Origin of the sequence: Sphingomonas baiyangensis (genome assembly GCF_005144715.1) — a bacterium.
GTDB classification, from domain to species: domain Bacteria; phylum Pseudomonadota; class Alphaproteobacteria; order Sphingomonadales; family Sphingomonadaceae; genus Sphingomonas; species Sphingomonas baiyangensis.
The window spans coordinates 1-23,130 of sequence record NZ_SWKR01000001.1 but is presented as its reverse complement, the minus strand read 5'-3'; the positions used below and the strand labels follow the sequence as shown (position 1 = coordinate 23,130).

Here is a 23,130-nt window from a genome sequence, read left to right as displayed (position 1 = left end):
GTAGCGTGATACATAGAATACTACCAAGCCGGCAGACACGGCACGGGAGAGGGAATGATGATCGACTTCGCTTGGACTCGCGGCCGTGTCGGCACCAGCCTGATCGCCTTGGCGGCGACGATTGCGGCAACCCCCGCGGCGGCGCAGGACACAGGTGCCGCCCAGCCATCGGCACCGCTCAACGCCACGCCCGTCGAGGAGCGCGCCGCCGAGCAGCAGGCCGACGATGCCGTGCCGCCAAGCCAGGAAATCGTCGTCACCGGATCGCGCCTCGGCGCCAACTTCACCGCGCCGACGCCCGTCACCTCGATCAGCTCGGAACGGCTCGACGCGCTGTCGGTGAACAATGTGGGCGAGGCGCTCAACCAGCTTCCCAGCTTCCGCGCTTCGAGCGGCCCCGCGCAGCAGGCCAATCTGGGCGGCAATATCGGCGCGCGGCTGCTCGATTTGCGCGGGCTCGATCCGCAGCGCACGCTGGTGCTGGTCGATGGCCGCCGCTTCGTGCCGAGCACCTCGCAGGGCTCGGTCGACACCAACCTCATCCCCTCGTCGCTGATCCGTACGATCGACGTCGTCACGGGCGGCGCCTCGGCGGCCTATGGCTCGGACGCGATCGCCGGCGTCGTCAATTTCGTGCTCGATCGCCGCAAGGAAGGGCTCGACGGCGAGATCGCCGCCGGCGTCTCCGAGCGCGGCGACGACGGCAATTTCTTCGCCTCGCTGTCGGGCGGCTTCGGCATCGGCGATCGCATCCACATCGTCGGTGCGGTCGAATATGAGAAGCTCGAGGGGCTCGGCACCTGCAACACGCGCAGCTGGTGCGCCAACCAGACGCTGATCTTGGGCAACACGCCGCCGGGCACCGGCGGACTTCCCGCCAACCTCATCGTGCCGGGCGTCAACACCTCGACGATGACGCCGGGCGGCCTCATCAATCGCTCGTACAACGCCGCCGGCCAGGTGATCGGCACCACCGCCACCGATCCGCTGCGCGGCACCAAGTTCCTTGCCGATGGCACGCCCGGCGCCTTCCAGTACGGCACGCTGGTGGGGCCGCTGTTCATGCTGGGCGGCGAGGGGCTGGGGCGCAACGGCTTCGTCTCGCGCCTGCGGCTGAAGGCGCCGCTCGAGCGCGTGTCGGCCTATGGCGCGCTCACCGCCGAGCTGACCGACAATGTGACGCTGACGACCGACCTGTCCTACGGCAAGGTCACGGGCACCGTCGACGCGGCTATCTTCCGCGACTTCAACGCATCGCTGATGGGCCGCATCCGCCGCGACAATCCGTTCATCCCGGCGGGCGTCGCCGCGGCGATGGACGCCAACGGCGTCAACTCGTTCATTCTCGGCCGTGCCTATTTCGATCTCGGCCCGGCGATCGGCGTATCCGACACCGAGACCTATCGCGGCGTCGTCGGGCTCGAAGCGCGGCTCAACGAGAACTGGACCGTCGAGGGCTTCTATCAATATGGCCGCACGATCTTCGAGCAGCGCTCGACCAACAGCGTGATCCTGTCGCGCCTGCCGCGCGCGATCGATGCGGTGCGCAACGGCGCCGGGCAGATCGTCTGCCGCGTCAATGCCGACGCATCGACCACCAACGACGATCCGGCTTGCGTGCCGTTCAATCCGTTCGGCGAGAACAACTACAGCGCGGCATCGGCGGCCTACATCACCGGCAACGGCCTCCAGCGCACCGAGAGCGACCAGCATGTCGCAGCGCTCGACGTGCGCGGATCGCTGTTCGCACTGCCCGCGGGCGCGGTGACGGTGGCGGTCGGCGCCGAATATCGCCGCGACGCGATCGTCGGCACCGCCGATCCCATCTCGGTCGCCAACGGCTTCTACACGCTCAACGGATCGGCGCTCTCGGGCGCGGTCGAGGTGCGCGAGGCTTATGGCGAGATCGCGGTGCCGGTGCTCGCCGAATCGGCGCTTGGGCATCTGCTCGACCTGAACGGCGCGATCCGCCGTACCGACTACAGCACCACGGGCGCGGTGACGACGTGGAAGGTGGGCGCGGTGTACGAGCCCGTTGACGGTATCCGCCTGCGCGCCACGCGCTCGCGCGACATCCGCGCGCCCAACCTGTTCGAGCTGTTCGGCCCGCGCACGCGCCGCTCGATCGGCCTCTCCGACCCGCAGCTAGGCGGGCTCCAGACCAATCCGTTCGTCACCAGCGGATCGAACCCCAATCTGTCGGTCGAGAAGGCCGACAGCTGGACCGCGGGCGTGGTGCTCACGCCGCGCGGCGGCTTCCTCGGCCGCTTCCGCGTGTCGGCCGACTATTACAATATCGAGGTCGACGACGCGATCGGCCTGCTCGGCGCGCAGACGCTGGTGAACCGCTGCTTCGAGGGCGTGACCGCGTTCTGCAACCAGATCACGCGCGACGAGTTCGGCCAGATCAGCGACATCCAAGACGTGTATCTCAACTCGAACGCGCTGCGCACCTCGGGCTTCGACATCGAGATGCAGTATCGCCAACGACTCGGCCGGATGGGCGACCTCAACGCGCAGATCATCGCCAACATCACGCAGGAGCTCACCACCGTCGATTCGGCCGGCGCGGTCGATCGTGCGGGGCAGACGGGGCTGCGCACCGGCACCATCCCCGGCGTGCCCGATTATGTGATCGACGGCGTCATCACCTGGACGATCGACAATTTCCAGCTGACGGGGCATGGCCGCTACATCCCCGAAGGCATCTACTGGACCAATTTCGTGGGGCCGAACGATCCGGGCTACAGCATCACCTCGCCCAACAGCGTCGACGACAACAGCGTGCCCAGCCGCTTCTATCTCGACTTCACCGCGCGGCTGAACGTCGACACCGCCGACGGCCGGCGCTTCCAGCTGTTCGGCACCGTCAACAACGTGCTCGACCGCGATCCGCCCTCGCTGCCGGGCCCGTTCGGCGGCACCAACCAGATCCTGTTCGACCCCGTAGGCCGCGCCTTCAAGATGGGCGCGCGCTTCCACCTGTGAGCGCAGCCGCCGCCTCGATGCACGAAGCCGCGCGATCGCCCGTCGATATCGATGTTGCCGAGGTGATCGAGCGGCAGCGGCCCAACGGCTTCGTCATCCGGCTGATCCTGCTGTCGTGGACCGTCACCTTCTTCGACGGGTTCGACATGCTGCTAATCTCGTTCGTCGCGCCCTATATCCGCGAGGAATATGGCGCCGACGCGGTGACGCTGGGCCAATTGTTCGCGTGCGGCACCTTCGGCGCGATGCTGGGCGGCATCGCCTTCGGCTGGCTGGGCGACCGCTTCGGCCGGCGGCCGATGATTATCGCTTCGGTCGCCGCATTCGGCTTGTCGAGCATCGCGATCGCGCTTGTCGGGTCGATGTCGGCGCTGATGGTCGCGCGCTTCGTCAACGGCATCACGCTGGGCGGGCTGATGCCGCTCGCCTGGGCGCTCAACATCGAATATGTGCCCACGCGCTTCCGCGCCACCGTGGTGACGGTCATCATGCTCGGCTATACGCTGGGCGGCGTCATCGCGGGGCCGGTGACCGTCTGGATGGCGCCGTCGATGGGCTGGCAGTCGGTATTCCTGTTCTCGGGCCTCGCTACCCTGCTGCTCGTCGCGCTGCTGCTGGCGACGCTTCCTGAATCGGCGCGTTACCTCGCGGTCAAGAACCGCTCGCCCGAGCGCATTGCCAAGGCGCTCAACGCCATCGAGCCCGGCCTCGGCGCGCGCGCGAGCGACCGCTTCGGCGTGCCCGACGAGACGCCCGCCGAGAGCGCGCACGCCTTCCGCCTCTCCGACCTTTTCAAGGGCCATCTGCGCCAGATCACGCTGCTCATCTGGCTGGCCTATATCGGCACGTCGATGGCGATCTTCTTCAAGTCTAGCTGGGGGCCGATCCTGTTCGAGGAAGTGGGCTTCACGCGCACGCAGGCGGCGATGATAACCTCGGCCAGTTCGGTGGCGGGCGCGGTCGCCGGCCTCGTGCTGATGCGCTTCACCGATCGCTTCGGCCCCATCGCCATCGCCGTCTATCCCGTCGTCGCCATCCCACTGCTCCTGCTGATGGGCCTCGCCGATATCGGCCTTGCGGCCTTCGCCGCGCTCACGCTCGTCAGCATGGCGATGATAAGCGGCACGCATGTGGGGATGCACAGCATCTCGGGCATCTTCTACCCCAGCGCCATCCGCGCCAACGGCGCCGGCTGGGCGACGTCGATCGCCAAGATCGGCTCGATCAGCGCGCCGCTCATCGGCGGCTATCTGCTCGCCACCAGCATCGCGCCGCGGCTGCTGTTCGTGCTACTCGCCGCGACGCCCGCCTTGTCGGCGGTCGCGCTGCTGCTGCTGGGGCGCCAGCAGCGCCGGATGCGCGCCGCGCCCGACGCCGCGTTGCCGCCCATTCCCGCCATCCCGCCCGCCGCCGCCGGGCAATCAAGCTAGGACGCCACTATGAAGCTCACCGAAACCCCCATCCTGCCGCGCTTCGGCGCCGAAATCTCGGGCATCGACCTGCGCCAGCTGCTGACCGACGAGGCGCGCGCCGCGATCGTCGACGCGATGAACCGCTGGGGCGTGTGCGTGTTTCGCGACACCGGGCTCGACAATGCCGGGCACATCGCCTTCAGCCGCAATCTGGGCCATCTGGAGACCGCGCCCGTCGTCAAGGACCGGCCGCGCCGCCACCCCGACCATGCCGAGATCTTCGACGCGAGCAACCTGACGCCGGCGGGCGAGATCCTCGTCGACAACAACATGGTGTTGCACAAGAAGGGCGACCGGCTGTGGCATACCGACAGCTCGTTCATGGAAAAGCGATCGGCCTATTCGCTGCTGCTGGCCTATGAAACGCCCGCCGAAGGCGGCCAGACCTTTTTCGCCGACATGCGATCGGCCTATGAGGACCTGCCCGACGACGTGCGCCACAAGGTCGACACGATGGAGGCCGAACATTCGCTGTGGTGGTCGCGCCTGCTGGCGGGTTTCCCGATCACCGAGGAGGAGGTCGACGCGCGGCCCAAGGCGCGCCAGCCGATGGCGATGCCGCAGCCGGCGACGGGGCGCACCGCCATCTATATCGGCAGCCACGCGCTCGACGTCGTCGGCCTGCCGCGCAAGGAAGGGCTCGAGCTGATCGAGTATCTCATCGATTTCGCGACCCAGCCGCAATATGTGTTCGGCGTCACCTGGCAGCCGGGCGACCTCGCGATCTGGGACAATCTGACGACGATGCACCGCGGCGGCGATTTCGACATCTTCAACGAACGCCGCGACATGCGCCGCACCACGGTGCGCGAAGGTGCGCCGCCCGAGGCCGCCGACGATCCCTTCACCGACTATTTCGTGAAGTCGACCGCGCCGGCCTGAACGATGACGCGGTTGAAAATCCTCGTCACGCGCAAATGGCCCGAGGCCGTCGAGCAGGCGATCGCCGCGCGCTACGACGCGACGTTCAACCCCGACGACCGCCCGCTCTCCGAGGACGCGCTGCGCGCGGCGATGCGCGAGCATGACGCGCTGTGCCCGACGATCACCGACCGGCTGCACGCCGACGTGCTTTCGGCCGAGGGGCGGCGCGTGCGCTTCATCGCCAATTATGGGGCCGGGCTCGATCATATCGATCTCGACGCCGCGCGCGCGGCGGGCATCGGCGTGAGCAACACGCCTGGCGTGCTGACCGACGCCACCGCCGATCTCGCGATGACGCTGCTCTTGATGACCAGCCGCCGCACGGGCGAGGGCGAGCGCGAATTGCGTAGCAGCGAATGGACCGGCTGGCGGCCGACGCACATGCTGGGCACCAGCGTGACGGGCAAGACGCTGGGACTGGTGGGCTTCGGCCGTATCGCCAAGGCGGTGGCGCGGCGCGCGCATGCGGGCTTCGGCATGGACATCGTCTATCACTCGCGGCGCGGCGTGGACGATCCCGATGCGGCGGCGCTCGGCGCGCGGCGGCTGGCCTCGCTCGGCGACGTGCTCGCCGCGAGCGACGTGGTGTCGCTGCACGTGCCGGGCGGCGCCGAGACGCGCAACCTGATCGACGCGGCGGCGCTGGCGCGGATGCCCGCGCATGCCATCCTCATCAACACCGCGCGCGGCGACGTGGTCGACGAGGAGGCGCTGGCCGACGCGCTCGAGAACGGACGGATCGCGGGCGCGGGGCTCGACGTGTTCGTCGGCGAGCCCAACGTCTCGGCACGGCTGCGCGGCGCGCCCAACACGGTGCTGCTGCCGCATCTGGGGAGCGCGACGGTCGAGACGCGCGAGGCGATGGGGATGCGCGCACTCGCCAATCTCGACGCCTTCGCCGCCGGAGAAACGCCGGCCGACCTGCGCACATGAGCGACGCCGTCGCGCGCATAATCGCCGACGAGCAACTGCCCGCCGACTATCCCGCCACCGTCGATCGCTGGTGGCGTCCGCTCGCCGCGCGGATCGCGGGCTGGCATGCGGAAGTCGGCCGGCCGATCGTCGTCGGCATCAATGGGCCGCAGGGCAGCGGCAAGTCGACGGTCGGGCGGATGCTGGGCGAGGCGCTGCTGCCCGAGCTGGGGCTCGCCGCCGTCACGCTGTCGCTCGACGATTTCTACCTGACGCGCGCAGCACGGCAGCGGCTCGCGCGCGACGTCCATCCGCTGTTCGCGACGCGTGGCGTACCGGGCACGCATGACGTTGCGCTAGGCCAGGCGGTGCTCGATGCGCTGCTCGTCGGCCAGCCCGTCCGCCTGCCGCGCTTCGCCAAGGCCGAGGACGATCGCGCGCCCGAGGAGGGCTGGCCGCGGTTCGAAGGCCCCGCCGATATCGTGCTGTTCGAGGGCTGGTGCGCCGGCGCGCGGCCGCAGCCTGCCGATGCGCTCGCGCCGCCGGTCAACGCGCTCGAACGCGACGAGGATGCCGATGGCCGCTGGCGCCACGCCGTCAACGCGGCGCTGGCGAGCGACTATGCCGACTGGTTCGCGCGGATCGACCGGATGATCGCGCTTGCGGTGCCCGGCTTCGAGGCAGTGCTTGCCAATCGCGAGCGACAGGAGGCCAGGCTGCGCGAGGCCACGCCGGCGGGCAGCGCGGTGATGCGCCCCGCCGAAGTGCGCCGTTTCGTCAGCCATTACGAGCGGCTGACGCGGCACATGCTCGCGGGCGGCGTTCCGCGCGACGCGACCGTGACGCTCGACGCCGATCTACGCGTACTGGCCGTCGACTGAGCGCGGCATTGCCGCCCCGCTTCGGCGGGCCTAGCATCGCCCGATGACGATCCTTCTCGCTCTCGCGCTCCAGACCGCCGGCCTTGGCGCCACCAACTACGCCGCCGACGCGCCGATGCAGGCGCCGACCGACGCGCCCGACTTCGCCGACGCGTTCGACGGCCCGCGCGTCGACACGCAGGCGTGGCGGTTCGACACGCATCGCAATGCCGAAGGCTGGCACAATAACGAGCTGCAATATTATTCGGACGATCGCGCGCAGAACGCGCGGATCGAGGATGGCGTGCTGGTGATAGAGGCGCATCGCGAGCAGCTCGACAAGGCGCGTTTCCCCGATTGGGGCGGGCAGGCCTACAGCTCGGCCAAGCTCGTGTCGCGCACGCCGATGGGCTATGGCTTCTACGAAGTGCGCGCCAAGCTGCCGTGCGGACGTGGCGCATGGCCGGCGATCTGGATGCTGCCCGAGCGCGGCACCTGGCCGCAGATGGGCGAGATCGACATCATGGAGATGGTCGGCTGGGACGCCCACGTCATCCACGCCACGCTCCATTCGGGCGATTACAACCATGCCAAGGGCACGCAGCGCGGCGCGCAGAAGCGCGTCCCGACGGCGTGCACCGCTTTCCATGACTATCAGCTCGAATGGACGCCGCAGGCGATCACCATTGGCGTCGACGGGCGCGCCTATATGCGCGTGACCAACGACAAGCCCGGCGACGACGGCGCCTGGCCGTTCGACAAGCCCTATCAGATGATCCTCAACCTCGCCGTCGGCGGCGACTGGGGCGGCAAGCAGGGCGTCGACGACGCGGCGATGCCGATGCGCCTCTCGATCGACCATGTTCGCTACTGGAAGGCGGGGTAGGGGTGGCGCCGCCGACCGGCAGTTCCGCGGGTCCGCTCGGCGGCGTCATCCTGAGCGAGGCGATGCACGGGGACTATGACGACATCGCGGATGTGATGTTCGAGGCCGTCAGGAGCGGGGACAGCCTATATTCGGAAAGGCAGCGCACCGCCTGGATGCCGCATCGGCGCAGCGGTGACGACTGGGAAGCACGGCTCGACCGGCAGACGGTCATCGTGGCACGCGACGCGTCGCGCATGCTCGGGTTCATGAGCATTGATCCGGCGGGCTATATCGATTTCGCCTATATCCGCCCCGAAGCCCAGCGAACGGGCCTGTTCCGGCGGCTTTTCGAGCGCATCGAGCAGCACAGCCGCGCGCGCGGCGACGCCCGGATGTGGGTACATGCCAGCCTGATGGCGCAACCGGCATTCGCCGCGCTGGGGTTCGAGGTGGTCGAACACCAGGCCGTTCGGATCGGCGACGAGAGCTTCGAGCGCGCCGAAATGGAAAAGCGCCGATCGCCAGGTGCGCGAAACGTTGCGCTCGACGGACGCACGCCTTGCCAAGTCGCCCGATCTAATCCGAACCCCGCCCGCGCACCGCAAGCATCGTGACCCCGCCGGCGGCGGTCAGCGCCGCCAGGGCGACCAGCGCGCGGCTGAAATCCTGTGTCGTCGCCAGCGCCCAGGTGAGTGCGGGGCCGATCAGCGCGGGGGCAGTGTTGGCGAGGTTGACGATGCCCAGATCGCGGCCGCGATGCGCGGGGTCGGGCAGCAGCAGCATCGCCACGCCCGAATGGAGTGCGAGGAACACGCCCGATCCCACGGCATAAAGCGCATAGCCCGCCGCGCCCAGTACCCAGCCGCGCGCGAACGCCATCACCAGCAGCCCCGTCGCGGCCATGATCGCCGCGCCGCACAGCACCGCGAGCCGCCGCCCGGTGCGATCCGACAGGCGGCCGAAGGCGACGGCGGCGGGGAGCGCCAGCACCGAGGCCAGCGCCATCAGCGACCCAACGCTCGCCGCGCCGCGCCGCGCGTCGCCGCCGGGCGGCGCGATGCTCTGGAAATAGAAGACGAGATAGAGCGAGAGCACGGTGCCCGCGACCTGCACGAGCAGCCGCGCCGTCCATGCGATGGCAAGGTCGCGCCGCGTCGCCCGGCGCGAGGATGCCGCCGCGATCGGCGCGGCCATGGCCGGGCGGGCAAGCGCGAGCGGCAGCACGCAGACGATCACCGCGAGCGGCACGAGCGCGAGCGCGACATCGGCGTCGTTCGACAGCGTCAGCAGCAGCGCGGCGAACGCCGCCGCCAACGGCGCGCCGAGCGCGAGCAGCCCGGTCGCGACCCCCTTGTGCGCATCGTCGATCTCGTCGGCCATCATCGCGAGCAGCGGCGCGAGCAGCAGATTGACCGCTAGCTGCACGCCGACGACCGCCGCCACCAACAGCGCCGGCGTCGTCGCAAGCGCGACGGCGGCATAGGCGGGCAGCAGCGCCACCAGCCCCGCGATCACCCAGCCGCGCCGCCCGCCGCCGCGCGCGACCGAGCGATCGCTCGCCCAGCCGGCGGCGATGTTGGCGATGCTCGCCACCACGGCGCCCAGGATCGCGGCAAGCGTGAACCAGTCGATCCGCGCGGCGGGCGCGACCTCGGCGATGCGCAGCGGCAGCAGTAGCGACAAGAGCGGCAGATAGGCGACGACGCCGCCCGCATTGGCCAGCGCATAGAGCGCGACGAGACGCGCGGATCGCGGGGGCGGGGCGGGCGGGCGTGCCATCGCCACGCTATCCACCCCCGCTGCGCCGCCTGCAATCCTTATGGTTTCATCGTCGCGCCATCGAGCGTGACGGTGGAGACCATGCTGCGATCGGCGGCATCGCGCGCGAGTGCCACGCGGTAGCGGCCGGGCGCGATGCGCCAGCCGGGGAGGCGGGGATCGTAATCGGCGACGACGCGCGGCTCGGCGGTCAGTGTCACGCGCCGCGTCTCGCCCGGCGCGAGCGTGATGCGCGTGAACGCCGCCAGCCGCATCGGCGCGTCGGCGCCATCGCGCGATACGTAGAGCTGCGGCACGTCGGCGCCCGCGCGCTTGCCGCTGTTGGTCACGTCGAACGCGATGGTGATGCCCTTGCCGCCGGTGACAGTGGGTGTGCCATAGGTAAAGCGCGTGTAGCTGAGGCCGTGGCCGAAGGCGAAGCGCGGCGTCTGGTCCTGCCGCTCGTACCAGCGATAGCCGACATCGGCGCCTTCCTGATAGTCGACCGGGAAGCTCTCGAGCCGGTACTTGCCGGCATTGGCGGGATCGGCGGCGGCCTTGTTCTCGAGCGCGCGCGCGGTCTCCAGCCCTACCGGATAGGGGCGCGGCGGCTGGCCGGCATGCGCGGGAAAGGTTATCGGCAGCCGCCCCGAGGGATTGACGCGGCCGGTGAGGATGTTGGCGATCGCCTCGCCGCCGCGCTGGCCGGGATACCAGGCCTGCACGATCGCGGGCACCTTGTCGGCCCAGGGCATCAGCACCGGGCCGCCCGTTTCGAGCACCGCTACCGTCGCGGGCTGCGCGGCGGCGATCGCGGCGATCAGCGCGTCCTGATGATCGGGCAGGCGCAGATCGGGCACGTCCTCGGCCTCGGTCGTCCACTGCGTCGCGAAGACGATGGCGATGTCGGCCTTGGCCGCCGCTTCGGTCGCCTCGCTGAGGTTGCGGCCGTCGACGAAGGCGATCTCGGCCTCGGGCAGCGCCTTGCGCAGCGCGGCGAGCGGCGAGGAGGCGTGATAGGTCACGCGCACGAACGAGGCGGCCGGGCCATGCGCCAGTGGTATCTCGATCGGCGCGCCACCGACCGAGCGCACCTGGCTCGATCCGCCGCCCGAGAGCACGCCCTTGTCGGCCGCGCCGCCGATCACCGCAATGCGCCGCGCGGTGCGCGCGAGCGGCAGCAGGTCGCGCTCGTTCCTGAGCAGCACGATCCCCGCCTCGGCGGCGAGCTGCGCGACATCGGCGTGGCGGGCATAGTCGATCGTCTGTGCTGCCTCGGGCATCGCGCGGTCATAGGCGCCCGTCGCAATCAGGCCGGTCAGGTAGCGCGTCGCCATGTCGTCGATCCGCGCCATCGGCACGCGCCCCGCTGCCACGTCGGCGCGCAGCGGCGCATCGAACCATATCTGCGGGTCGAGTTCCTGGCCCGCCTGCTGGTCGAGCCCCGCATTCGCCGCCTTGGCCGACGAATGCACCGCGCCCCAGTCGCTCATCACCCAGCCGCGATAGCCCCAGTCGCGCTTGAGCACCTTGTTGAGCAGGAAGTCGTTCTCGCACGCCCAGTCGCCATTCACCTTGTTGTAGGCGCACATCACCGATCCGGGGCGGCCCTGCTCGATCGCGATCTGGAAGGCGAGCAGGTCGCTCATGCGCAGCGCCGCCTCGTCGATGCGCGCATCGAGCACCATGCGGCCCGTTTCCTGCGCGTTGAGCGCGAAATGCTTGACCGTCGAGACGATGCCGTTCGATTGCACGCCGGCGATCTGCGCACCGCCCATCACGCCCGCGAGCAGCGGGTCCTCGCCCATATATTCGAAGTTGCGCCCGCCCCACGGATCGCGCGTCAGGTTGATGCCGCCGGCCAGCAGCACGTTGAAGCGCTTGGCGCGCGCCTCGGCGCCGATCATCGCGCCGCCTTCGCGCGCGATCGCCGGATCGAAGCTCGCGGCGGTCGCGAGCGCCGAGGGCATCGCGGTGGCGACGTCGCCCTTGCGCTGCTCGACCTGGTTGGCGACGCCGAGCGAGGCATCGCTCTTGCGCACGATCGGCACGCCGAGCCGCGCGATGCCGTCGACATGCCCGGCCGATGGAATCAGCTCGTTGGGCGTCTTGCCTGCCGCCATCGGCGGGAACAGCCCGTGCAACAGCGCGATCTTCTCGTCGAACGTCATCCGCGCGACGATGCCGCGTGCCCGCTCGGCGGCTGCCGCGTCGGTGGGCGGCGCGGGGGCGGGGGGCGGCGTCTGCGCGACGGCGGGGGCGATGAAGGCGGCAGCCGCAAGCAGCGCGGCGAAGCGATGGCGCATCAGGATTTCCTCTCGCGGGCTTTCTAAACTGAGAACGTTCTCAAATGCCATGTGTCGAATAGGCAACAGTGCGACGCCCGCGCGCTCGCGCCGCTTGACTTTCAATCGAGACAGGCAGAGTGAACGTTCTCAATTGCAGGGCGACCGCGCGCATAGGCGTGGCCATCAGGGGAGGAACTGGGATGTTGCGCGCAAAGGCTCGCTTGATTTCGCGACTCGTGACCGGCGTTTCGGGTCTGGCGCTTGCCGGGCTGCCCGGCACGGCAATGGCGCAGGATGCCGCCGCCACGCTCGGCGCGCCCGGTCCGTCGGAAATCCAGGAAACCGCGCCCGTCGACGAGCAGGGCGAGGATATCGTCGTCACCGGCATCCGCGCCTCGCTGCGCGAAGCCGTCGACATCAAGCGCAACGCGCAGGGCGTCGTCGATGCGATTTCGGCCGAGGATATCGGCAAGTTCCCCGACACCAACCTCGCCGAGTCGCTGCAGCGCATCACCGGCGTCTCGATCGACCGTTCGAACGGCGAGGGCTCGACCGTCACCGTCCGCGGCTTCGGTCCCGAATACAACCTCGTCACGCTCAACGGCCGCCAGATGCCGACCTCGACGTTGGGCGACGGCGCCAGCGCGCCCAACTCGCGCTCGTTCGATTTCGCCAATCTCGCGTCCGAAGGCATTGCCGGCGTCGAGGTCTACAAGACCGGCCGCGCTTCGGTGCCCTCGGGCGGCATCGGCTCGACGATCAACATCCGCACCCCGCGCCCGCTCGACCGTCCGGGCCTGCGCGGCTCGATCGCGGCGCGCGGCGTGCTCGACACCTCGCTCAACAGCGGCGACGAGATCACCCCCGAAGTCTCGGGCGTCGCCTCGACCACCTTCGGCGATGATCGCTTCGGCATCCTGCTGAGCGGCACCTACCAGCGCCGCAAGGCGAGCGTGAACAACGCCGGCGTCGGCTTCCGCGACGGCTTTCTTGGTGCCGAGAACAACTGGGGCACGCTGCCGCAGCCGGGCACGCCGGGTTCCGAGCGCGTCACCAACCGCCCCGGCCCCACCGATGTGTACGAAGTGCCGCAGAGCGCGGCCTACGACCTGATCGACATCGATCGCGAGCGCATCAACGGCCAGCTCGTGCTCCAGGCGCGTCCCACCGACACGCTCACCGCCACGCTCGACTATACCTATTCGAGCAACCGCGTCGAGGCGCGCACCAGCAGCGTCGGCATCTGGTTCAACTTCGGCAACACCTCGAGCGAGTGGACCGACGGCCCCAATGCCGGCCCCGTCTTCTATTCGGAGCAGTTCGATCCGGGCAAGGACCTGTCCTATTCGAGCGCGCTGACCGCCAACAAGTCGGTCAACCGCTCGCTGGGCGGCAACCTCACCTGGGAAGCCCCGGGCGGCGTCACCGTGTCGCTCGACGCGCACATGTCGAGCGCCGAATCGAAGCCCACCAACGAATATGGATCGAGCACCTCGATCGGCGGCGCGATCTTCGGCGTGCAGTCGCAGCGCGTCGACTTCACCGGCGACCTGCCGATCATCAACTACCAGATGTATCCGGGCATCGATCCGCTCAATCCCGCGCTCATCACGCCGACGGGCAATGCCTTCCGCAACGCCTATTTCCGCAACGATCTCGATCAGGTGCAGCTCGCGGGCCGCTACGATCACGACGGCTCGTTCCTTGATAGCATCGATGCCGGATTCTCGTACATCAACAACCAGGTCCGCTCGGCCTATGGCTTCATCCAGAACGAGACCTGGGGCGGCGTCGATCCGCGCGGCCAGTCGTTCGGAGCGGCGGCGGTGCCCGATGATTTCTTCGAGCGCGTGAGCCTGCCCGACAAGTTCCGCGGCTTCGACGGCAACGGCAACCTGCCGCCGGCGATCTACACCTTCAACTTCGAGCAGATGGCCGAGCTGCTGCGCGCGCAATATGCCATCTGCGAAAATCCGCAGACCGGCACGGTCGCGCCCGGCACCTGCCTTGCCGATTTCACCGTCGATCGCCGCATCCGCGAGCAGACGATCTCGCCCTTCGTGCAGGTCAACACGCGCTTCGACCTGTTCGGCAATCCCGCGCACATCATCGCCGGCATCCGCTACGACCAGACCAACGTCAATTCGTCGGCACTGGTGCCCGTGCCCACCGGCACGCGTTGGACGGGCGCCAACGAGTTCGCGCTCGTCTATGCGCCCGACGCCGATTTCACGACCTTCAAGGGCAGCTATGCCAACTGGCTGCCGGCGATCGACTTCGACATGGAGCCGGTGCGCAACGTCAAGCTGCGCGCATCGTACAGCCACACCATCACGCGCGCCGATTACGGCAGCCTGCAAGGCGGGCTCGAGCTCGATGCCAATCCGCGCATCGGCGGTGGCACCGGGCGGCTGGGCAATCCCAACCTCGTACCCTTCAAGTCGATGAACATCGATTTCTCGGCCGAGTGGTACTACACGCGCGAGAGCTACATCTCGGTCGGCTATTTCAACAAGGACGTCGAGAACTTCATCGGCAACACGCAGGTGAACCAGAACGCGTTCAACCTGCGCAATCCGGGTTCGGGCCCGCGCTATCGCCAGGCGGTGGCGGCGCTCGGCACCAGCGATGCGGTGCGCGTGCGCGACTATATCCTGCGCAACTTCCCCGGATCGTCCGAAGTCACCGGCACGACCGAGGCGGGCGGCGTGAGCTATCTGACCGGCAACATCTTCGGCCTGCCCGAGGACGATCTGTTCAATTTCCAGATCACCCAGCCCTTCAACAGCGACCAGACCGCGAACATCAACGGCTGGGAGTTCGCGATCCAGCATCGCTTCTGGGATACGGGTCTCGGCGTCCAGCTCAACTACACGATCGTCAACGGCGACGCGACCTACGACAACACGCTCGATCCCAATATCGGCCAGTTCGCGCTGACCGGGCTTAGCGACAGCGCCAACGTCGTCGGCTATTACGACAAGAACGGGTTGCAGGCGCGCATCGCCTATAACTGGCGTGCCGAATTCTACGCCGGCGGCGCGTTCGATCCGCTCTATGTCGAGGATTACGGGCAGGTCGACGGCAGCATCAGCTACGAGTTCATGCGCGGGCTGACGGTGTTCGGCGAGGGCATCAACATCCTCAACGCCAATCGTCGCGGCCATCGCCGGTCGGACAATTTCGTCACCTTCGCGCAGCCCGGCTTCGCCCGTTACATGGCGGGCCTGCGCTTCACCTTCTAAGGCTCCCCCTTGTGCCACCTCCGTTCGGCGGGGGTGGCATTTTTTTGAGCCGCACGGCACACATGCCGGCCACGAAAGGCAGTCTGGGAGCGGGTGGATCGCGTGGCGGATCGGGTGACAAGCGTTGTGATCGTGGGCGGCGGCACCGCCGGCTGGCTCGCCGCCTGCCGCATCGCCGCCGCTGCCGATCCGCATGCCGACACGCCGCTTCGCGTGACGCTGATCGAATCGCCCGACATTCCGACCATCGGCGTGGGCGAGGGCACCTGGCCCACGATGCGCCGGACGCTGGCGGCGATCGGCATCGCCGAGGCCGATTTCCTCGTCGCGTGCGATGCCTCGTTCAAGCAGGGATCGCGCTTCGTCGGCTGGCGCGACGGCGCGCCCGACGACGCCTATCTCCACCCCTTCACGCCGCCCGTCGAGGGCGATGCGCGCGCGATTCTAGCAGGCTGGCAGGCGCGCGGGGCGCTGCCGTTCGCCGCCGCCGTCTCGCCGCAGCCGCATGTCTGCGCGCGCGATCTGGCGCCGCGCCAGCCGGCGATGCCCGATTATGCCGGCGCGCTGAACTATGGCTATCACCTCGACGCCGGCCGCTTCGCCGCGCTGCTGCGCCGCCACGGCGTCGAGCGGCTGGGCGTGCGGCACCTGCGCGATCATGTCGACCGCGTCGTGCTCGCCCAGAATGGCGATATCGCCGCGGTCGAGACGCGGGCGGGCGGCGCCGTGGCGGGCGACCTGTTCATCGATTGCACCGGCCATGCCGCGCTCTTGATCGGCGAGCGCTACGGCGTGCCCTTCGTCGACCGGTCGGACGTGCTGTTCAACGATCGCGCGCTCGCGGTGCAGGTGCCCGTCGCGCCCGGATCGCCGATCGCCTCGCAGACCGACGCGACGGCGCACGCCGCCGGCTGGATCTGGGATATCGGCCTGCCCGGCCGGCGCGGCATCGGCTGCGTCTATTCCTCGGCGCATCTGGGCGACGATGAAGCGGCCGACACGCTCGCCGCCTATGTGCGCCGCACGATGCCCGATGCCGATGCAGCCGCCCTCGCGCCGCGCCGGCTCGCGTTTCGATCGGGCCATCGCGCGCGCTTCTGGGAGCGCAACTGCCTTGCGATCGGCCTCTCGGCGGGCTTTCTCGAACCGCTCGAGGCATCGGCGATCGTGCTCATCGAATTGTCGCTCGATGCGCTGGTCGGCGACTTTCCCGTGACGCGCGGCGGCATGGCGCACCACGCGGCGCGCTTCAACGCGCGCTTCGCCTATCGCTGGGACCGCATCGTCGAGTTCCTCAAGCTGCACTATGTGCCAAGCGTGCGAAGCGAGCCCTATTGGCGCGATCACCGCGCCGCCGCCTCGATCCCCGGCCGCCTCGCCGATCTGCTGGCGATGTGGCGTGAGGCGCCCCCGAGCGCGCGCGACTTCGGTGCCGAGGACGAGATATTCCCCGCCGCCAGCCACCAATATGTGCTCTACGGCATGGGCGCTTTGCCACCCCCCGCCGGCGCGATGCGCGTCGCCGATCGCGCGGGCGTGGCGCAGCGCATGGCGCAGGCGGCCGAGCGCGCGCGGGCGCTCGCCGCAAGCCTGCCCACCAACCGCGCCTATCTGGACGCGCTGCACGCGCAGGCGCCCGCACTAGAGGGAATGCGCTGATGGCACGGCACGTCATGCTCGATCCCGATGCGCATCGCGACCTGCGCGTCAGCTTCGCGCGCGGCGCGCAATGGGGCGATGCGGTGATGAGCGCGATCGTCACGCCCGCCGAGTTCCGGCGCGTGCAGAACGACTATGCCATCCTGTTCCGCCACGATCTGGCCGCCGACCGTTTCGATGCGCATGCGCTGTTCGGCTTCGAGCCCGGCGAGAACCTGTATCTGGAGGGCGATCGCTGGGACGCCGGCGCGCTGCCGCTCGCCATCGACATCCAGCCCTTCCTGATCGGCGCGACGCGCGACGGCACCGCGCGGCAGGTGCATATCGATCTCGACCATGTGCGCGTGGCGCCGGCCGGCGTGCGGCTGTTCGACGAGGACGGGCGCACCACGCCGTTCACCGACGCCGCGGTCGAGAAGCTGAGCGCGCTCGATACCGGTTGGCAGGCCGCCCCCGCTTTCTTCTCGGCGCTGCGCCGGCACGAGCTGCTCGAACCCTTCACGCTCGAGGTCACGCTCGCCGACGGCGCGGTCAACCGGCTGGTGGGTTATCACGTGATCGACGAGGCGAAGCTGCGCGCGCTCGATGCCGCGGCGCTCGGCGAGCTGCATGGCGGGGGGCATCTGATGCCGATCTTCATGGCGCTCGCCTCGCTCACCAACCTGTCGGGGCTGGTCGCGCGCAAGAACCGGCGGAGCGCCGATGGCTGAGGCCGGTCCCGGCATCTTCGGCGCGCTACCCGCGGTGCGCGAGGTCGAGGCGGGCGACGCCGCCGCGCTCGATGCGCTGCTGCGCGAAGCGGATGCGCCGTTCGTCGTGCGCGGGCTGGTGGCCGATTGGCCGCTGGTGCAGGCCGGCGGGCGATCCGCCGCCGAAGCGCGCGCCTATCTTCTTGCCCATGCGCGCGACCGTGCCTTCGCCGTGTCGGTTGGCGTCGAAACGCAAGGCGGGCGGCTGTTCTACGACGACGGCATGGCGATGAACTTCCGCATGCTGAAGGCCGGGCTGCCCGAAATCTTCGCGCGCATCGAGGAGTGCGAGGGGCAGGCGGGGGCGCCCACCATCTATCTCGGCTCGGTCGACATCCACGACTATTTCGACGGGCTGCACGCCGCCAACCATGTCGATCTCGGCGAACGCGAGGCGCTGGCGAGCATCTGGATCGGCACGCCCACGCGCATCGCCGCGCATAACGACGTCCCGCACAACCTTGCCTGCGTCGCCGTCGGCCGCCGGCGCTTCACGCTGTTCCCGCGCGAGCAGTTCGCCAATCTCTATCTCGGCCCGATCGACAACACGCCCGCCGGCCGCGCGGTAAGCATGGTCGATTTCCATCGCCCCGACCTCGCACGCCACCCGCGCTTCGCCGATGCACTGGCGCACGCGCTCGTCGCCGATCTTTCGCCAGGCGACGCACTGCACATCCCGGCGATGTGGTGGCACCATGTCGAGGGGCTCGACGGCTTCAACGTGCTGGTCAATTACTGGTGGCGCGACACGCCGCGCTGGCTGGGGCACCCGCAGGACGCGCTCAACCACGCGCTGCTCGCGATCCGTGACCTGCCCGATGACGAAAGGGCGCACTGGCGCGACATGTTCGATCATTATGTCTTCGGCGCGCGCGATGCCGCCGCCGCGCATCTGCCCCAGGACGGGCGCGGCGTGCTCGCACCGCTGACGCCCGACACCGCGGGGCGGCTGCGCGCCTATCTGCTGCGGCAGCTCAGCCGATGAGCGGCGGCGTGTGCAAGCGCATCGTCGTGGCGGGCGGCGGCACCGCCGGCTGGATGGCAGCCGCTGCGATCGCGCGATCGATGGGCCCGGCGGCGAGCGTCACGCTGGTCGAATCGGACGCCATCGGCACCGTGGGCGTCGGCGAATCGACGATCCCGCCGCTCGTGACCTACAACCGGCTGCTCGGCATCAACGAAGCCGATTTCATGCGCGCCACCAACGCCACCTTCAAGCTGGGCATCCTGTTTGACGGCTGGAAGAACGGGCGCGACCGCTATTTCCATTCGTTTGGCTCGACGGGCAACGATCACTGGGCCGCCGGCTTCCAGCATTACTGGCTCAACGGCCGGACGCGCGGCCATGACGCGCCCTATGACGACTATTGCCTCGAGCTGGTCGCGGCGCTCGAGGGCAAGTTCGCGCATCTGCCCGACAACGCGCTCAACTACGCCTATCAGCTCGATTCGACCGCCTATGCGCGCTTCCTGCGCAGCATGGCCGAGGGCGACGGCACGCAGCGCATCGAAGGGCGGATCGCCGAGGTCGCGCTCGATCCCGAACGCGGCGACATCGCGGCCCTGGTGCTCGACGATGGCCGCCGCATCGAGGGCGATCTGTTCCTCGACTGCACGGGCTTTCGCGCGCTGCTGATCGAGGGCGCGCTGCACGCCGGGTTCGAGGACTGGACGCACTGGCTGCCGTGCGATTCGGCGATCGCGGTGCAGACCGCCAATGCCGGCCCGCCGGTGCCCTATACGCGCGCGATGGCGCATGATGCCGGCTGGCAGTGGCGCATCCCGTTGCAGCACCGCACCGGCAACGGCCTCGTCTGGTGCAGCCGCTACCTCTCGCGCGACGCCGCGCTCGACCGGCTGATGGGCAATCTCGAAGGCACTGTGCTGACCGAGCCCAATCACCTCAAGTTCACCACCGGCGCCAGGCGGCGGCAATGGCACCGCAACTGCATCGCCATCGGCCTGTCGGGCGGGTTCATGGAGCCGCTCGAATCGACGAGCATCCACCTCATCCAGCGCGCGATCCTGCGGCTCATCCGCATGCTGCCGCTAGGGGCGGTCAATCCCAGCGACGTCGCCGAATTCAACGACCAGCAATTGCAGGACATGGAGCAGATCCGCGACTTCCTGATCCTGCACTACAAGGCGACCGAGCGGCGCGATTCGCCCTTCTGGCGCCAATGCGCGGCAATGGACGTGCCCGATACGCTGGCACAGAAGATGGCGCTGTTCGCCGAGACGGGTCGCGTGTTCCGCCGCAACGAGGAGCTGTTCGCCGAGAATAGCTGGGTGCAGGTGATGCTGGGGCAGGGCATCGTGCCGCGCAGCTGGCATCCCATTGCCGCCCGCCTTTCGGACGACGAGCTCGCGCGGCTGCTCGGCGGCATCCGCGAGCGGGTGACGCGCACCGTGGCGGGGCTGCCCGGCCATGCCGCCTATGTCGCGCGCTATTGCGGCGCCACCGCTGCCGCCGCGACCGGCAAGGCCGCCTGAAATCATGGTGCGTCGCCCGTCGGTCACGATCAAGCATGTCGCCGCCGATGCCGGCGTGTCGCTCCAGACGGTCAGCCGCGTCATCAACAAGGAACCCAATGTCCGCCCGCAGATGGCCGAGCGCGTGCAGGCGTCGATCGACCGGCTGGGCTATGTTCCCTCGATCTCGGCGCAGCGGATGCGCGGCTCGCGTTCGTACCTCATCCTCGCACTCAACGATCGCGAGCGCACGCTTGCCGACTGGCGCGAGCGGCAGGGCGCCGACTGGGTCGACCAGATGATGCTCGGCGGCATGTCGAAATGCGCCGAGCACGGCTATCGCCTCATCGTCGAGCTCGTCGACACGCATAGCGACCATGTCGAGCGCGAGCTTTCGGCGGCGCTCGCGGCGCTGCGCCCCGACGGCGTGATCCTGACGCCGCCGCATTCGGAAAACCCCGTCATCCTCGCCATGCTCGAAGCCGCGCATATCCGTGTGGCGCGCATCGGCTCGCTCAAGCCCGGCCCCGGCTTCGCGCTGACGATGGACGACGAGCGCGCGGCGGGTCTTGCGACCGACCATCTGATCGAGCTCGGCCATCGTGCCATCGGCTTCATCGCCGGGCCGGCGGCCTATGAACTCAGCCAGTGGCGTATCAAGGGCTGGCAGCATGCGATGCAGGCCGCGGGTCTTGCGACCGACTCATTCGCGCGCGGCGATTTCGGGTACGAGTCGGGCATCGCCGCCGCCGAAGCGCTGCTCGATGGCCCGCTGATGCCGAGCGCGATCATCGCCAGCAGCGATCGCATGGCGCTCGCCACGCTCGAGGTCGCACGACGCCGCGACTTGCGCGTGCCCGAGGACCTCTCGGTCATCAGTTTCGACGACACCCCGATCGTGCGCTTCACGCATCCGCCGCTCACCGCCGTCGTCCAGCCGATCGCCGAGGTATCGGCGCGCGCGGTTGAGCGCATCATCGCCGGCGACGGCAGCGACGGCGAAGCCGATCGCCAGCCCGAAGCCATTCCCGCCAGCCTGGCCGTGCGCTCGTCGACCGCGCCGCCCCGCCGGGCCTGATTTCACGTACGCCTGCCCCGCGCATCAGGAGAGACGCCCCGTGGCCATGACGATCGATCCCGCCGCCGCCTCGAGCAGCGATCCGCTTCCCGGCGAGGGGGACGGCACGCACGTCAACGCGCCCGATCTCCAGCTGTTCGTGTTCGCGCTGTTCTTCATCTTCGGCGGCATCACCTCGCTCAACGACGTGCTGATTCCGAAGCTCAAGGAGCTGTTCACGCTCAACTATTTCCAGGCGATGCTGGTACAGTCAGCGTTCTTCGCAGCCTATTTCTTCGTCTCGCTGCCCGCCGCCGCCATCGTCAAGCGCGCCGGTTACATGCGTACCGCCTCGATCGGCCTGCTGACGATGATGGCGGGGTGCCTGTTGTTCATCCCGGCGGCGTCATCGGCCACCTTCGGCATGTTTCTCGTCGCGCTGTTCGTGCTCGCGGCGGGCATCACCATCGTGCAGGTCGTCGCCAATCCGTTGATCTCGCTGCTCGGCGCGCCGCAGACCGCGCATAGCCGCCTCACCTTCGCGCAGGCATTCAATTCGCTCGGCACCACGATCTTTCCCTGGGTCGGCTCGATCCTGATCCTCGGCACGCTCGCCACCGTCGATCCCGCGACGCTGAGCGGCGCCGCGCTCGCCGCCTATCGCGCCGAGGAAGCGCAGGTCATCGTCAACACCTATCTGGGGCTCGCCGCAGCGCTTGCGATCGTCGCCATCGTCGTGTTCGCGCGCCGCAACCGTCTGCAGGATGTGCACGATCGCAGCGGATCGGTGCTCGCCTCGTTCGCGCTGCTCAGGCGCCCGCGCTTCGGTTTCGGTGCCGCGTGCATCTTCCTCTATGTCGGCGCCGAGGTCGCGATCGGCTCGCTGATCGTCAATTATCTGATGGAGGCCGATGTGCTGGCGCTCCCCGAGCAGGTCGCGGGCCAGCACGTGCCGCTCTACTGGGGCGGCGCGCTCGTCGGGCGCTTCATCGGCGCGGGCGTGCTGCGCGTCGTGTCGCCGGGCAAGGTGCTGGCGGCGGTCGCGACCGCGGCGATCGTGCTCATCGCGATCTCGGCCAATTCGACGGGCGCGGTCGCGGGCTATTCGCTGCTCGCGGTGGGGCTTGCCAATGCGATCATGTTCCCGACGATCTTCTCGCTGGCGAGCGAGGGACTGGGCCGCCGCGCGGCCGACGGCTCGGGCATCATCTGCATGGCGATCGTCGGCGGCGCGGTGATCCCGCCGCTCACCGGCGGGCTGGCCGATGCGAGCGGCAGCCTTGCTTTCGCGCTCGTCGTGCCCGCCGCCTGCTATGCCGTCATAGGCGGCTTCGGCCTGTTCGCCCGTCGCCGCGCCACTGCGTGATCGGACGGCGCGAAGGGGTTGGACAGCGACCCCTGGGCTGCTAAGTGAACGTTCTCAAAATTGATAGGGGACGGGTGTATGATCGCGCAGCCAGGGCTTCGCCGTGCAATTCTCGCGGCGGGCGTCGCGATCGCGGCGTTCGCGCTGCCCGTGGTTGCATCGGCGCAGCAGGCGGCCTCCGTTGCCCCTTCCGTCGATCCGCAGTCATGGCCGGTGCCGTCGCGTACGGTCACGTCGGATGCGGCGGTCGAGGCGCGGGTTGAGGCGCTGCTGCGGGCGATGTCGCTCGAGCAGAAGGTGGGGCAGGTGGTGCAGGGCGACATCGCCAGCCTGACGCCCGAAGACGTGCATCGCTATCATCTGGGCTCGGTGCTGAACGGCGGCAATTCGACGCCTAGCGGCGCGTACAATGCGCCTGCGCCCGAGTGGCTGGCGCTGGCCGATGCGTTCCACGCCGCCTCGATGCGCCCCAACGGCACGCTGCCGCGCATCCCGGTGATGTGGGGATCGGA

The 23,130-nt window shown here is 69.0% G+C and carries 16 protein-coding genes and 1 pseudogene; 15 read left to right on the top strand and 2 right to left on the bottom strand.

Annotated features, from left to right (window positions below):
- Positions 1 to 57 precede the first annotated feature (57 nt).
- Genes FBR43_RS00085 through FBR43_RS00055 form a run of 7 tightly spaced genes read left to right on the top strand, consistent with a single transcriptional unit; the run spans position 58 to position 8,638 of the window.
- On the top strand, positions 58 to 2,988 hold the full coding sequence (locus FBR43_RS00085; protein ID WP_249276374.1) for a TonB-dependent receptor domain-containing protein: 2,931 nt from the start codon (positions 58 to 60) through the stop codon (positions 2,986 to 2,988).
- A complete protein-coding gene (locus FBR43_RS00080; RefSeq protein ID WP_249276373.1) occupies positions 2,985 to 4,418 on the top strand; it encodes an MFS transporter in 1,434 nt (477 codons plus the stop codon). The genes FBR43_RS00085 and FBR43_RS00080 overlap by 4 nt, the downstream gene beginning before the upstream one ends.
- 9 nt (positions 4,419 to 4,427) lie before the next feature.
- Positions 4,428 to 5,342 carry a TauD/TfdA dioxygenase family protein gene (locus tag FBR43_RS00075; protein WP_136941223.1) on the top strand — a complete coding sequence of 305 codons (915 nt, stop codon included), beginning with the start codon at positions 4,428 to 4,430 and terminating at the stop codon, positions 5,340 to 5,342.
- A 3-nt stretch (positions 5,343 to 5,345) separates the two neighbouring features.
- On the top strand, positions 5,346 to 6,317 hold the full coding sequence (locus FBR43_RS00070) for a 2-hydroxyacid dehydrogenase (protein ID WP_136941222.1): 972 nt from the start codon (positions 5,346 to 5,348) through the stop codon (positions 6,315 to 6,317).
- Complete coding sequence (locus FBR43_RS00065) at positions 6,314 to 7,177, top strand: kinase (RefSeq protein WP_136941221.1); 864 nt, start codon at positions 6,314 to 6,316, stop codon at positions 7,175 to 7,177. Before FBR43_RS00070 ends, FBR43_RS00065 begins: the two co-directional genes overlap by 4 nt.
- Positions 7,178 to 7,220: 43 nt before the next feature.
- Positions 7,221 to 8,042 (top strand): glycoside hydrolase family 16 protein, encoded by an 822-nt coding sequence (locus FBR43_RS00060; RefSeq protein ID WP_136941220.1) that lies wholly within the window; start codon positions 7,221 to 7,223, stop codon positions 8,040 to 8,042.
- A gap of 2 nt (positions 8,043 to 8,044) precedes the next feature.
- On the top strand, positions 8,045 to 8,638 hold the full coding sequence (locus tag FBR43_RS00055) for a GNAT family N-acetyltransferase (protein ID WP_136941219.1): 594 nt from the start codon (positions 8,045 to 8,047) through the stop codon (positions 8,636 to 8,638).
- On the opposite strand, the gene FBR43_RS00050 is transcribed toward FBR43_RS00055, so the two are convergent.
- Positions 8,601 to 9,803 carry an MFS transporter gene (locus tag FBR43_RS00050; RefSeq protein ID WP_136941218.1) on the bottom strand — a complete coding sequence of 401 codons (1,203 nt, stop codon included), beginning with the start codon at positions 9,801 to 9,803 and terminating at the stop codon, positions 8,601 to 8,603. The genes FBR43_RS00055 and FBR43_RS00050 overlap by 38 nt on opposite strands.
- Positions 9,804 to 9,841: 38 nt before the next feature.
- Positions 9,842 to 12,088, bottom strand: coding sequence for a beta-glucosidase (locus FBR43_RS00045; RefSeq protein ID WP_136941217.1), 2,247 nt, complete (start codon positions 12,086 to 12,088; stop codon positions 9,842 to 9,844).
- Positions 12,089 to 12,270: 182 nt separating this feature from the next.
- Here FBR43_RS00045 and FBR43_RS00040 point away from each other — a divergent pair, with 182 nt between their 5' ends.
- The 8 genes and pseudogenes from FBR43_RS00040 to FBR43_RS16270 form a co-directional block, all read left to right on the top strand.
- Positions 12,271 to 15,315, top strand: a complete 3,045-nt coding sequence (locus FBR43_RS00040; RefSeq protein ID WP_136941216.1) for a TonB-dependent receptor — start codon at positions 12,271 to 12,273, stop codon at positions 15,313 to 15,315.
- 102 nt (positions 15,316 to 15,417) lie between these two features.
- Entirely contained in the window at positions 15,418 to 16,974 is a 1,557-nt protein-coding gene (locus FBR43_RS00035) for a tryptophan halogenase family protein (RefSeq protein ID WP_136941215.1), read from the top strand.
- Positions 16,974 to 17,684, top strand: coding sequence for a SapC family protein (locus FBR43_RS00030; protein ID WP_136941214.1), 711 nt, complete (start codon positions 16,974 to 16,976; stop codon positions 17,682 to 17,684). The genes FBR43_RS00035 and FBR43_RS00030 overlap by 1 nt, the downstream gene beginning before the upstream one ends.
- On the top strand, positions 17,677 to 18,708 hold the full coding sequence (locus tag FBR43_RS00025; RefSeq protein WP_136941213.1) for a cupin-like domain-containing protein: 1,032 nt from the start codon (positions 17,677 to 17,679) through the stop codon (positions 18,706 to 18,708). Before FBR43_RS00030 ends, FBR43_RS00025 begins: the two co-directional genes overlap by 8 nt.
- The gene (locus FBR43_RS00020) at positions 18,705 to 20,216 is read left to right on the top strand and encodes a tryptophan halogenase family protein (RefSeq protein ID WP_136941212.1); all 1,512 of its coding nucleotides are present in this window, start codon (positions 18,705 to 18,707) and stop codon (positions 20,214 to 20,216) included. The genes FBR43_RS00025 and FBR43_RS00020 overlap by 4 nt, the downstream gene beginning before the upstream one ends.
- 4 nt (positions 20,217 to 20,220) lie before the next feature.
- Entirely contained in the window at positions 20,221 to 21,273 is a 1,053-nt protein-coding gene (locus FBR43_RS00015; protein ID WP_394343999.1) for a LacI family DNA-binding transcriptional regulator, read from the top strand.
- Between the two features lie 46 nt (positions 21,274 to 21,319).
- A complete protein-coding gene (locus FBR43_RS00010) occupies positions 21,320 to 22,618 on the top strand; it encodes a sugar MFS transporter (RefSeq protein WP_136941749.1) in 1,299 nt (432 codons plus the stop codon).
- Between the two features lie 78 nt (positions 22,619 to 22,696).
- Positions 22,697 to 23,130 (top strand): annotated as a pseudogene (locus FBR43_RS16270) (1,4-beta-D-glucan glucohydrolase); the annotation flags it as partial.